Origin of the sequence: Aldersonia kunmingensis, from assembly GCF_001646865.1 — a bacterium.
Taxonomy (GTDB): domain Bacteria; phylum Actinomycetota; class Actinomycetes; order Mycobacteriales; family Mycobacteriaceae; genus Aldersonia; species Aldersonia kunmingensis.
This window is the reverse complement of sequence record NZ_LRRB01000004.1, coordinates 1-11,569: the sequence shown is the minus strand read 5'-3', so window position 1 is coordinate 11,569 and position 11,569 is coordinate 1. Positions and strand designations below refer to the sequence as shown.

The window sequence follows — 11,569 nt, the reverse complement described above, 5'->3', positions numbered from 1 at the left end:
ATTACGACCTCGACACCGACAACGTGCGGCTGCTGGTCAACCCGACCGGCAAGTTCGTGCTCGGCGGCCCGATGGGTGACGCCGGTCTGACCGGCCGCAAGATCATCGTCGACACCTACGGCGGCTACGCCCGCCACGGTGGCGGCGCCTTCTCCGGCAAGGACCCGTCGAAGGTGGACCGTTCGGCCGCCTACGCCACGCGCTGGGTCGCGAAGAACGCCGTCGCTGCCGGTCTTGCGGATCGCATCGAGGTGCAGGTCGCGTACGCGATCGGCAAGGCTGCTCCGGTTGGCCTGTTCGTCGAGACGTTCGGCACCGAGAAGACCGACCCGGACAAGATTGCCGCCGCGATCAGCGAGGTCTTCGACCTGCGTCCGGGCGCGATCATTCGCGATCTCGACCTGCTGCGCCCGATCTACGCGCAGACCGCGGCCTACGGCCACTTCGGGCGCACCGATGTGGACCTGCCGTGGGAGCGCACCGACCGGGCGGAGAAGCTGCGCGCTGCTGCCGGTCTGTAGACCCGATTGGCGCTGAGCCAGCCCGTCGCACGGGTGCTGCCGCTACTTCCGCTGCCGCACCTGGATCGCGAGTTCGATTACCTCGTCCCTGACGAGCTCGATGCCGCCGCGCAACCCGGGGTCCGGGTGCGCGTGCGGTTCGCAGGACGACTCGTCGATGGCTTCGTGCTGGCCCGATCGGAGACGAGCGACCATCCGGGCAAGCTCGGAAAGCTCGACCGCGTTGTGTCGGCCGAGCAGGTACTCACGCCCGAGATTTCGGCATTGGCCGAAACGGTCGCGGCACGGTACGCCGGCAGCCGAGCGGACGTGCTGCGGCTGGCGATTCCGCCGCGGCATGCCCGCGTCGAGGGTGAAGCGCCGAAGTCTGTTGATTCCGAACGCGATCCCGCCGATCCGAGCGACCTCGTCGAGCACTGGGCCGACTACACGTACGGCGAGGCCTTTCTGCGTGCCCTGCATGAGGGCCGCGCGCCGCGCGCGGCCTGGCAGGCGTTGCCGGGCGAGGACTGGCCTGCTCGGCTCGCGGAACTCGCGGCGGCAACGGTCGCCAATGGTTCCGGGGCTGTGCTGCTGGTTCCGGACCAGCGTGACCTCGATCGGGTCCAGGCCGCCTGCGAGGCGCTGCTCGGTGCCGAGCAGGTGGTGGGGCTTGCTGCGGGACTCGGCCCGGCTGCGCGCTATCGGCGCTGGCTCGCCGCATTGCGTGGCTCTGCACGGGTGGTCGTCGGCACGCGCAGTTCCGTCTTCGCCCCCGTCGCCAAGCTCGGCCTGATCGCGATCTGGGACGACGGTGACGACACGTACGCCGAACCGCGCTCGCCGTATCCGCACACGCGCGAGGTCGGACTGCTTCGCACGCATGCGAGCGGCTGCGCGTTCGTCGTCGGGGGATTCGCACGGACCGCGGAAGCGCAGGCGCTGGTGGAGTCCGGCTGGGCCCGCGATCTGGTTGCGCCGCGCGCGCTCGTGCGCATCCGCTCGCCGCGAATCGTGGTGCCCGGTGACACCGATATCGCACTCGAGCGGGATCCGGGCGCCCGCGCCGCGCGCTTGCCTGCGGTGGCGTTTGCCGCGGCGCGCACCGCGCTGGCGGCCGACCTCCCGGTGCTCGTTCAGGTCCCGCGTCGTGGCTACGTTCCGACCCTGGCCTGCGCGAAGTGCCGAACGGCAGCGCGCTGCCGAAAGTGCAACGGCCCGATGCAGTTGCCTGCCGGTGCTGGGGATCAAGCGGCAAGCCCGTCCTGTCGCTGGTGCGGCAGCGTCGACGCAGCGTTTCGGTGTTCGGCATGCGGTTCGCGCGCCCTTCGTGCCCAGGTGGTCGGCGCCAGCCGTACCGCAGAGGAACTCGGGCGGGCGTTCGCCGGTGCCGTCGTGCAGTCCTCGGGCGGTGGCGAAGTCCTCGACGCGGTCGAGCCCGGGGCACGGTTGGTCGTCGCCACTGTTGGCGCGGAGCCGGTCGCGCCCGGCGGGTACGGCGCGGCCCTGCTGCTCGATGCGTGGGCGCTGCTCGGCCGCGCGGATCTGCGGGCCGCCGAGGAGACGCTGCGCCGCTGGATGACCGCGGCCGCGTTGGTACGTCCGGCAGAGGCCGGGGGACAGGTGATCGTGGTCGCCGACCCTGCGCACACCACGGTGCAGGCGCTGGTCCGCTGGGATCCGGTCGGGCATGCCGCGAGCCAGCTCGCCGAGCGTGCCGAGGTCCGCTTCCCGCCCGCGGCGCGAATCGCCGCGGTGGACGGCCCGCTGTCCGCGGTCGAGGACCTGGTGGCTACGGCCGAACTGCCGGACGGGATCGAGGTCCTAGGGCCGGTGCCACTGCCCGACAACGCAGACCGATTGTTGCTGCGGGTGCCGAAGTCGGCTGGGCTTACGCTGTCGCGTTCCCTGGCCGCTGCCCAGGCGGCCCGGAGTGCTCGGAAGGCCGATCCGCCGGTCCGCGTCCAGATCGATCCGATCGATCTCGGCTGACACCAACCAAAGCAGGTCGCCGCGGTAGTTCGCGCCGCATGACGACCCGCGGCCAGGCATCGAGGCCGGCCTGAGCCTCGTCGAGGTGAATTTCACGGAGCCCGGCGCCGAACCGGTTCTCCGGGATCGGGCGGAAACCGAGCCGCCAGTAGTAGGGCGCGTTCCAGGGCACATCCCGGAATGTCGTCAGCGTCACCGCCGCGAGGTGGTGGGATACCGCCCAATCCGCGGCCGTCTCTATGAGCTGCGCGCCGATGCGCCTGTGTGCGCATTCCGGATGCACGGAGACCTGCGCGATATGCGCACACCCGTCCACTACGTCCGCGATGAGATAGCCGCCGACTTCGGCGCCCGGTGCGTCGGGCGTCCAGACCCAGGCTCGCCTGCCCTCGACGTAGCCGTCGAGGACCGCTGCGGATGGCGCAGGGTCTTCGGCGATGACGTTCATGTCGAGCGCGCGGAACGCCTCACCGGCCGCCGTCTCGATATCTCGGACGCGGTCGATGTCGGCTTCGGACATGGGTCGGATCAAGCCGCTCACGGCCGCGAACTATACGGGAACATTCCGGATTCGGCTTGCGTTCGATAGATTGACGATATATCGTCGATATTACGAACGAGATGCCTGAGGAGGCACACCATGCAGAACCACGAACATCACCACGATGAATTCGGACCATGGGCGCAACGACGCCCACGCGGCGGCCGCGGCGGTCGCCCCCAGCTCGCCGAGCGAGCGCGTGACCATCGGCACGGGCCGCGGCCCGGCTTCGGTGGCCCAGCATTCGGCGGTCCCGGTTTCGGGCCCGGTCCCGCGTTCGGCCGAGGCCGCGGCCGCGGCGGACGTGGCCGGCGCGGCGACGTCCGGGCGGCGATCCTGCTGCTGCTCGAGGACCGGCCGATGCACGGCTACGAGCTCATCCAGCAGATTCGCGAGCGCAGCGACGATGTCTGGCGGCCCAGCCCCGGCTCGATCTATCCCGCGTTGTCCCAGCTCGAGGACGAGGGCCTGCTGCTGATCGAGAAGGTTGCCGGACGTAAGACTGCGACCCTCACCAATTCTGGCCGCGAGTACGTCCGCGATCATCGCGACGAACTCGGCGACCCCTGGGCCACGGTCAACGCCGAGGTCGGTGACCAGGCGATCGACCTGCGCGATCTCGTCGGCCAATTGATGGGCGCTGCGGGGCAGGTCGCGATGGTCGGCAGTCCCGACCAGGCGCGCCGGGCGGGTGAGGTGCTCACCGAGGCGAGGAAGGCGCTGTACCGCATCCTCGCCGAGGACGAGACGCCCGAGGCCGAAGAAACCGGTCACGATCCGGAGTAGCGCGGGTCCATCGACCGGCCTGCGTGATTCCATTGCCGCATGAGTCGGTCGACGTTGCCGCGGCTCGTCGCGGCGCTCGCGTGCACTGCGGGCCTTGGCCTCGGTGCGTTGCCTGTTGCCGGCGCGGATCCCGCGCCGTCCGTCCCACCCGCGGTCGTGCCGATGCAGCCCGGGCCCGAGCAGTTCACGCCCGGCGATGCGATCCGCTACGCCGCGACCCATCCCGACACCGCGCCGCCCGGGGCGAACGACTTCGCGTGCCGCTCCCGCCCGGGTCAGCTGCCCGTCATTCTCGCGCACGGCACGGATACCACGGCCTACACCGACTGGGCCGGCCTGTCGCCCAAGCTGAAGGCCGCAGGCTACTGCGTATTCGCGCTGAACTACGGGGGCAAGGCCGGAGCTGATCACTACGGCACCGAGGAAATGTCCGAAAGTGCCGTCCAGCTACGCGATTTCGTCTCGAAGGTGCGCTCGGCGACGGGCGCGGCCGAGGTCGACCTGGTCGGCTTCTCACAGGGCGCCACCGTCACGCGGTATTACATCAACCGGCTCGGCGGCGCTTCGGAGGTCCGTCGGTGGGTGGGACTGGCCTCGCCGAGTTACGGCGGTGCCATGTTCGGAGCGGTCGCGCTCGCCCGGGCCATCCCGGGTGGCGTTGAGGCAGTGCAGGACTTCTTCTCGCTCGCCGTCGTGCAACAGATGGTCGACTCACCGTTCCTGGTCGGGCTCAACGCCGGCTCGGACACCGTGCCGGGCGTGGAATACACCACGATCGGGTCCCGCTACGACGAGATGATCCAGCCCAGCAGCAATATCGCGCTGCATGGGGCCGGAGCCACCAATATCGTCGTGCAGGATCTGTGCCCGATCGATATGACCGGACACTTCAACATGCCCTACGACGCGTTCTCGCAGCAGTTGGTGCTCAACGCGCTCGATCCGTCCCGGACCGTCGTGCCCGAGTGCCGTTTCGTGCCACTCGGTACGAATATCGCGGGTGTCGTTGCGGCCGCAAACTTCTGAAGGATGCAGATGGCCGGGCGGGGAATCGGCACCCGCCCGGCCACTTGCCGTTCTACCAGGGCTATTCGCGTCCCGCGCACGATATCCCCAGATTGCGCACCCGGGCGTGGCGCAGGGCCGGAGGTGAACTCCCTAGACTGAGGCGGTCAACCCCGAGCAATTGGAGCAGCCTGTGTCCGTAGTTCCCGTCCGCCTGTTCGGCGATCCTGTGCTGCGCAGTCGCGCCGCCGAGGTCGTCGACTTCGACCGTGAGCTACGCAGATTGGTCACCAATCTCACCGACACGATGCACGAGCAGGGTGGTGTGGGGATTGCGGCGCCGCAGATCGGTGTTGGGCTGCGCGTTTTCGCGTACGACGTGCACGGCACCAGCGGACATCTGGTGAATCCGACGTTCGAGGTGGTCGGCGACGAAGAGCAGTTCGGCCCCGAAGGCTGCCTGTCCATTCCGGAGTTGCGCGCGGAATGCCTGCGCGCGATGCAGGTGATTGCACGCGGATTCAACATGCACGGCGAGCCGGTCACACTCGACGGCGAAGGACTGCTGGCGCGGTGCATTCAGCACGAGGTCGACCATCTCGACGGGGTGCTGTTCATCGATCGACTCGACGCGGCCGCGCGTCGCGAGATGATGCGCCAGATCCGCGAGGCGGAGTGGTTCGGCACCGAACCGCCTGTGGTGAAGGCGAACCCGTTCGGCCTCCATGGAACGGGTCGCTGATGCGCTTGCTCTTTGCGGGAACTCCGGAACCAGCGGTGCCGTCTCTGCGACGCCTGCTCGACTCGCCCGATCATGAAGTCGTCGCGGTGCTCACCCGCCCGGATGCGGTTGCGGGCCGCGGGCGGCGCGTCACACGCTCGCCGGTCGGCGAGCTCGCCGACGAGGCCGGTGTGCCCGTCCTCACCCCGCGCCGGCCGAGCGATCCGGAATTCCTCGACCAGTTGCGCGAACTCGCGCCCGACTGCTGTCCGGTGGTCGCCTACGGGGGACTTCTTCCCGCCGATGTGCTCGCCGTGCCGAGGCTGGGCTGGGTCAATCTGCACTTCTCGCTGCTTCCCGCCTGGCGTGGAGCCGCACCTGTGCAGGCGTCGATCAATGCCGGTGACGAAATCACCGGCGCAACCACATTCCTGATCGAGCAGGAACTCGACACCGGACCGGTTTTCGGCGTGATGACCGAACGTATCCGCGAACACGACACTGCCGGTGATCTCCTGACGCGTCTCGCAGACGCCGGCGCCGCGCTGCTCGAATCCACCATCGATGGCCTGGCTTCCGGTGCGCTGCACGCTGTTCCGCAGCCGGACGAGGGAATCTCGTACGCGCCCAAGGTCACCGTCGAAGCCGCGCGCGTGGTATGGCAGCGGCCCGGTGTCGCGGTGGACCGGCACATTCGTTCGGTGACCCCCGCCCCCGGTGCTTGGACGACAGTCGCGGGCAACCGGTTGAAAATCGGCTCGGCACAACTCGATACCGATGCACTGCCGCCCGGACGCATCGAGGTGCGTAAGTCGGGTGTCTTCGTTGGGACGGCAACCGAGGCGTTGCGGCTGAATACGGTGCAGCCGCACGGAAAGAAGATGATGGCCGCGCTGGACTGGGCGCGTGGAGCACGATTGCCCGAGGATGTGGTTGCGGAATGAGTGGCGAGCAGAGACCGCAACGGCGGAGGCCCCGTTCGCCGGGCGCAGGCCCGGGTGATCGCAGCAGGCGACCGAAACGGCCAGAACCGACAGCACCGTCGCGCGACGATCCGCGGCTCGTGGCCCGCGATGTGCTGCGCGCTGTGCGCGAACGTGACGCCTATGCCAACCTCGTGCTGCCCGCGATGCTGCGCGAACGCAAAATCAGCGGCCGTGACGCGGCCCTCGCGACCGAACTCACCTACGGCGCTTGCCGATCCCAGGGTTTGCTCGACGCGGTCATCGCCGAGGCAGCGGCCCGCCCGATCACGGAGATCGACGGTCCGCTGCTGGACGTACTGCGGCTGGGCACCTATCAGTTGCTTCGCACCAGGATCGCCGCGCACGCGGCTGTCGACACGTCGGTCGACATGGCCCGCGTCGAGGCCGGCAGCGGCAGAGCGGGCTTCGTCAACGCGGTGCTGCGAAAGGTGGGCGCGAAGACCGAGCAGCAGTGGGTTGCCGCACTCGCCCCCGATAGCAAGAAGGATCCGGTCGGGCACCTCGCATTCCAGTACGCCCATCCGCGCTGGATTGCGCAGGCGTTCTCGGATGCACTCGGTTCGCATGCCGCGGAGCTGCGCGGTGTCCTCGAGGCCGACGACGCACGCCCATCGGTTCACCTCGTGGCCCGACCGGGCGAGATCTCGGCCGAGGAACTGGCGCTGGTTACCGGCGGTGAAATCGGGCAGTACTCGCCGTACGCGGTGCACTTGGTCGCGGGCGGTGATCCCGGCGCACTCGAACCCGTACGCGACGGATTCGCCGGAGTTCAAGACGAGGGAAGCCAGCTGGTCGCGATCGCGTTGACCCGCGCCGAGATCGACGGGCCCGATCGTGGCCGCTGGCTCGATCTGTGCGCTGGGCCCGGCGGCAAGGCAGCGCTGCTCGGCGCGATTGCCGCGATCGACGGATTCCGCGTCGACGCAGTCGAACCCGCGGAACACCGAGCGGAACTGGTCCGCAAATCGGCGCGCGATCTGCCAGTCGACGTCCATGTCGCGGACGGGCGCGAGTCCGGTCTGGAGCCGGGTTACGACCGCATCCTTGTCGACGCACCTTGCACCGGTCTGGGTGCGCTGCGCCGCCGGCCCGAAGCGCGATGGCGCAGGCAGCCGTCCGATGTCGCCGGCCTGGTCCGGCTGCAACGCGAACTGCTCGCCGCAGCGCTCGAGCTCGTCCGCCCGGGCGGGGTGGTGCTGTATTCGACGTGTTCGCCGCACGTGCAGGAGACCGTCGGCGTGGTGGCGGACGCGGTTCGCCGGTTCGGTGCCACGCAACTCGACGCCCGTGCGCTGCTGCCCGGCGTGCCCGACATCGGTGACGGCCCGCATGTCCAGTTGTGGCCGCACCGGCACGGCACCGATGCGATGTTCCTGGCCGCGCTGACCCGCTGATCGGGCCGAATCTGCTGCGGCGGGGCCGATCCGTGTGCCTACCATTGGGTGCCAAATCGCGTCCCGCCCGTCGAACGGATCCGGAATGACGAAGCCGTCGAAGCTACTGACCGAAGACGAATATCTGCTGGTCCGCGAGGCCAAACGCAGGCAGATGTCCAAGCTCGACGAGGACGACCTAATCGATCTGCACACCCGGATCCGGCGGGCCCGCAACAAGCACGTCAAGCTGTACCGCCGTAAGGGTGCCTCGAAGGTGGAATCGAAGGGCGCACGGGGGCAGGCGAAGGCGGCGAACAAGCGCAGGGCCGAGAAGGCCGAGGTGTTCGAGGACGCGCTGAGCCGGGTCAGCCTGCGGCTGTCCACCCTCGCCGCACGCGCCGCCCTGGAACTCAAGGAGGAGCGGCTTGCGCGGGCACAGAAGGAGGGGACGTCGTTCGGTACCGCGCGAAGCGACGGCAAGGTGGCCTCGGCAGGCCGAGCGCATCGCGACACCACAAGGGACTCCGCCGGTCGAAAGAAGTACGAGGCATCCGCGATCGCGAAGGGCGCACGTCGCCAGGCCAAGAAGGACAAGCGCGGAGGGTAGCCCCGCGGCCCGTTCGGACGCGCGAATCGGATGGGCGTCGTTCCCGCCGGAACACCTCTGCACTCGCCTAGGCTCGCGAACGTGATCGCATCGCCGGCAGAGCTCACCGCTGCGCTCGACGCGACCGGATATCTGGCCGATGAAGGCCTGTCGATGTCCGCGTTTCTCGCGCTGCGGATGGGTCGGCCGCTTTTCTGCGAGGGCGAGCCGGGCACCGGAAAGACCTCGCTGGCGGTCGGTCTCGCGGAGGCGCTCGGACTGCCGCTGATCCGGCTGCAGTGCCACGAGGGCATCGATTCGACTCAGGCGCTTTACGACTGGGACTTTCCCCGTCAGCTGCTGCACCTGCGTGCACTCGAGGCGGCCAGCGGGGGACACCTCGACGCCGACGAGGCCGAGCGATCGCTCTACACACCGCGATTCCTACTGGCCCGACCGTTGTTGCGTGCGCTCACCGAGGCGCCGTGCGTGCTGCTCGTCGACGAAATCGACCGAGCCGACGACGAGTTCGAGGCATTCCTGCTCCAACTGCTCGACGAGAACGCGGTCACTGTGCCCGAACTCGGTGAAATCCGTGCCGCGACACCGCCGCTCGCCGTGCTGACCTCCAATCGGACTCGCGAGGTGCACGACGCGCTGAAGCGGCGGTGCCTCTACCACTGGCTCGAACATCCCGATCTGCCGCGCGAGGTCGCGATTCTGCGACGGCGGCTACCGGGCATCGGGGAGCGGCTCGCCGAACAAGTTGCCGGTGCAGTTCAAGCGCTGCGGGCGCAGGAGCTGCTCAAACCACCCGGCGTCGCCGAGACGCTGGATTGGGCGCGGGCGCTGCGCGAGTTGGACCGCGACGAACTCGACGCGCAGACCGCGGCAGCGACATTGGGCGCGGTGCTGAAGTACCGCGAGGACCACGAACGGGTGGTGCGCGCCGGTCTCGATCGGCTGCTCACGTCATGAGCACCGAGCTCGCGGGGCTCGCCGGGTTCGCGCGGGCGCTGGCCCAGGCCGGGTTGCCGGTGGCGACCGATTCGGTGGATTCCTTCATCCGTGCCGTCGGGTTCGTCGACCTTGCGGATCCCGCCCAGGTGTACTGGGCGGGCCGCGCGACGCTGTGCCGGGACCCCGACGACCGCGCCCGCTACGACCTGGCGTTCGAGGCGTGGTTCGGCGGTCGGCCGCCGCCGGCCGTGCCGCGCCAGCACAGGCCGCGTCCGCGGCGCGCGCTCAGCGCGGCGCTCGAGCCGGCGGGCCGACCTGGGACGGTCGATACCACCGACGTGCACGCTGTGGCTGCCGCGAGCACCGAGGTCCTACGCCACCGCGACCTTGCAGAACTGAGCCCGGCGGAGCGTGCCCTGCTGGCCGAGATGGTTGCCCGGCTGAGGCCGCGCCCGCCGACCAGGCCGGCGCTGCGGTTGCGGCCAGACCGGCGCGGCAGTGTCGATCCACGCCGGACCGTGCGGGCCATGCTCGCCGCGGGTGGCGAACCGGTGCGCCCGCGTCGCCATCGTGCTGCCCAACGGCCCCGGCGCGTGGTGCTCCTGATCGATGTCTCCGGGTCGATGAGCCCCTATGCCGACGCACTACTTCGCTTCGCTCACGTGGTGACGCGGTCGAGTCCCGCCACGACCGAGGTGTTCTCGCTCGGAACCCGATTGACCAGGCTGTCGAGGGCCTTGCGAGCCCGTGACCCGGAGGCCGCGCTCGCCGCCGCCGGGCGGACCGTCCCGGATTGGGCCGGTGGCACGCGGCTCGGCGAGACGATGCGCGCCTTCCTCGACCGGTGGGGCAGGCGCGGGCTCGCGCGTGGCGCGGTCGTGGTCGTTTTCTCCGACGGCTGGGAACGCGGCGACCCGAGCTTGTTGGCCGAGCAGATGGCGCAACTGCAGCGACTCGCTCGGACGGTGCTCTGGGTAAATCCGCATGCTGGGGTGGCCGGATTCCGGCCCGTGCAGTCCGGAATGGCCGCCGCGCTGCCGCATATCGATCGGCTACTCGCCGGGCACAGCCTCGCCACGCTGCAGGAACTGCTCGACGAAGTGCACGCGGCATGAGGTGATTCCTCGCCCAAATCGGGTACGCAAGCGTGGCAACGGATTCTGCGATTCCCCGGCACCCGCCCGCCGAGAGAGCGCAAAGTGGTCCGGACAGCGACACCACGGAGGCGTCATGCGTATCAACCTGACCGTCGACGGCGTGAAATACACCGACGAAGTTGAGCCACGAACCCTACTTGTCCAGCACCTACGCGACCGGCTCGGCAAGGTAGGCACAGTTATCGGGTGTGACACCAGCAATTGCGGCGCGTGCACCGTTTTGCTGAACGGCCACAGCGTCAAATCCTGCTCCGTGCTCGCGGTGCAGGCCGATGGCGCGGAGATCACGACCGTCGAAGGACTGGCCACCAACGGCACTCTCCATCCGGTGCAGGAGGCGTTCCGCGACAATCACGCACTGCAGTGCGGGTTCTGCACTCCCGGGATGATCATGGCCACGATCGACCTGCTCGCCGACAATCCGAATCCGGATGAGCACGACGTACGGGAAGGCCTCGAAGGCAATCTCTGCCGCTGTACGGGGTACCAGAACATTGTCCGCGCGGCGCTGGATGCGGCGAAGCGGATGGAAGCCACCGACGCAACCGCTGGAGGTGGACGATGACCGCGACCGTCGAACCGAGCAGCGCCGAGATCGGGCGCGCCCGCGTCCGCAAGGAAGACGACCACCTCATCACCGGCCGCACCCGCTGGACGGACAATCTCGTACTGCCCGGCATGCTGCACGCCGCGATCCTGCGCAGTCCGGTCGCGCACGCGAAGATCACCCGCATCGATGCGAGTGCCGCGAAATCGATGCCCGGCGTCGTCGCGGTGTACACCGGATCCGATGTTGCCGAGGAGCAGGGCAGCCTGCCGAACGCGTGGCCGATCACCGAGGACATGAAGGCGCCGAATGCGCCGTCACTCGCGGTCGACACCGTGCAGTTCGCCGGCGAGGCGGTCGCGCTCGTCGTCGCCCGCACGCGGGCCGAGGCACAGGATGCGACCGAGGCGAT

The 11,569-nt window shown here is 69.2% G+C and carries 12 protein-coding genes and 1 pseudogene; 12 read left to right on the top strand and 1 reads right to left on the bottom strand.

Features of this window, described 5'->3' with window-relative positions:
- Together A8G08_RS00520 and A8G08_RS00515 are read left to right on the top strand one after the other, a co-directional pair.
- Nucleotides 1-521, top strand: a 521-nt coding sequence (locus A8G08_RS00520; protein ID WP_169823244.1) for a methionine adenosyltransferase domain-containing protein, incomplete at its 5' end; no start/stop codon positions are given.
- Between the two features lie 6 nt (nucleotides 522-527).
- Nucleotides 528-2,492 carry a primosomal protein N' gene (locus A8G08_RS00515; RefSeq protein WP_425394516.1) on the top strand — a complete coding sequence of 655 codons (1,965 nt, stop codon included), beginning with the start codon at nucleotides 528-530 and terminating at the stop codon, nucleotides 2,490-2,492.
- On the opposite strand, the gene A8G08_RS00510 is transcribed toward A8G08_RS00515, so the two are convergent.
- A complete protein-coding gene (locus A8G08_RS00510; RefSeq protein WP_245672530.1) occupies nucleotides 2,392-3,033 on the bottom strand; it encodes a GNAT family N-acetyltransferase in 642 nt (213 codons plus the stop codon). The two genes, A8G08_RS00515 and A8G08_RS00510, sit on opposite strands and share 101 nt — an antisense overlap.
- A gap of 99 nt (nucleotides 3,034-3,132) precedes the next feature.
- Between A8G08_RS00510 and A8G08_RS26435 the strand changes: the two genes are divergently transcribed.
- The 10 genes and pseudogenes from A8G08_RS26435 to A8G08_RS00455 all read left to right on the top strand — a co-directional run.
- Nucleotides 3,133-3,819: a PadR family transcriptional regulator gene (locus tag A8G08_RS26435; RefSeq protein WP_084435836.1), complete on the top strand. Its 687-nt coding sequence runs from the start codon at nucleotides 3,133-3,135 to the stop codon at nucleotides 3,817-3,819.
- 39 nt (nucleotides 3,820-3,858) lie between these two features.
- Complete coding sequence (locus tag A8G08_RS00495; RefSeq protein ID WP_068268884.1) at nucleotides 3,859-4,845, top strand: esterase/lipase family protein; 987 nt, start codon at nucleotides 3,859-3,861, stop codon at nucleotides 4,843-4,845.
- A gap of 172 nt (nucleotides 4,846-5,017) precedes the next feature.
- The gene (gene def, locus A8G08_RS00490) at nucleotides 5,018-5,566 is read left to right on the top strand and encodes a peptide deformylase (RefSeq protein ID WP_068268882.1); all 549 of its coding nucleotides are present in this window, start codon (nucleotides 5,018-5,020) and stop codon (nucleotides 5,564-5,566) included.
- Nucleotides 5,566-6,489, top strand: a complete 924-nt coding sequence (gene fmt / locus A8G08_RS00485; RefSeq protein WP_068268880.1) for a methionyl-tRNA formyltransferase — start codon at nucleotides 5,566-5,568, stop codon at nucleotides 6,487-6,489. Before def ends, fmt begins: the two co-directional genes overlap by 1 nt.
- A complete protein-coding gene (locus A8G08_RS00480) occupies nucleotides 6,486-7,925 on the top strand; it encodes an RsmB/NOP family class I SAM-dependent RNA methyltransferase (protein ID WP_068268878.1) in 1,440 nt (479 codons plus the stop codon). The genes fmt and A8G08_RS00480 overlap by 4 nt, the downstream gene beginning before the upstream one ends.
- An 85-nt stretch (nucleotides 7,926-8,010) precedes the next feature.
- Nucleotides 8,011-8,514: a hypothetical protein gene (locus A8G08_RS00475; protein WP_068268877.1), complete on the top strand. Its 504-nt coding sequence runs from the start codon at nucleotides 8,011-8,013 to the stop codon at nucleotides 8,512-8,514.
- A 30-nt stretch (nucleotides 8,515-8,544) separates the two neighbouring features.
- Nucleotides 8,545-9,471 carry an AAA family ATPase gene (locus A8G08_RS00470; RefSeq protein WP_068268876.1) on the top strand — a complete coding sequence of 309 codons (927 nt, stop codon included), beginning with the start codon at nucleotides 8,545-8,547 and terminating at the stop codon, nucleotides 9,469-9,471.
- Entirely contained in the window at nucleotides 9,468-10,568 is a 1,101-nt protein-coding gene (locus A8G08_RS00465; RefSeq protein WP_068268874.1) for a vWA domain-containing protein, read from the top strand. The genes A8G08_RS00470 and A8G08_RS00465 overlap by 4 nt, the downstream gene beginning before the upstream one ends.
- Nucleotides 10,569-10,683: 115 nt before the next feature.
- Nucleotides 10,684-11,175 (top strand): (2Fe-2S)-binding protein, encoded by a 492-nt coding sequence (locus tag A8G08_RS00460; protein WP_068268872.1) that lies wholly within the window; start codon nucleotides 10,684-10,686, stop codon nucleotides 11,173-11,175.
- A pseudogene (locus A8G08_RS00455) lies at nucleotides 11,172-11,569 on the top strand (xanthine dehydrogenase family protein molybdopterin-binding subunit); the annotation flags it as partial. The gene A8G08_RS00460 and the pseudogene A8G08_RS00455, both read left to right, overlap by 4 nt.

What these genes read in the sequence shown, in the direction of transcription:
- A8G08_RS00460 (WP_068268872.1), top strand. Translation starts at nt 10,684, where the DNA reads ATGCGTATCAACCTGACCGTCGACGGCGTGAAATACACCGACGAAGTT.
- A8G08_RS00480 (WP_068268878.1), top strand. Translation starts at nt 6,486, where the DNA reads ATGAGTGGCGAGCAGAGACCGCAACGGCGGAGGCCCCGTTCGCCGGGC.
- A8G08_RS26435 (WP_084435836.1), top strand. Translation starts at nt 3,133, where the DNA reads ATGCAGAACCACGAACATCACCACGATGAATTCGGACCATGGGCGCAA.
- A8G08_RS00475 (WP_068268877.1), top strand. Translation starts at nt 8,011, where the DNA reads ATGACGAAGCCGTCGAAGCTACTGACCGAAGACGAATATCTGCTGGTC.
- A8G08_RS00465 (WP_068268874.1), top strand. Translation starts at nt 9,468, where the DNA reads ATGAGCACCGAGCTCGCGGGGCTCGCCGGGTTCGCGCGGGCGCTGGCC.
- A8G08_RS00495 (WP_068268884.1), top strand. Translation starts at nt 3,859, where the DNA reads ATGAGTCGGTCGACGTTGCCGCGGCTCGTCGCGGCGCTCGCGTGCACT.
- fmt (WP_068268880.1), top strand. Translation starts at nt 5,566, where the DNA reads ATGCGCTTGCTCTTTGCGGGAACTCCGGAACCAGCGGTGCCGTCTCTG.
- A8G08_RS00470 (WP_068268876.1), top strand. Translation starts at nt 8,545, where the DNA reads ATGGGCGTCGTTCCCGCCGGAACACCTCTGCACTCGCCTAGGCTCGCG.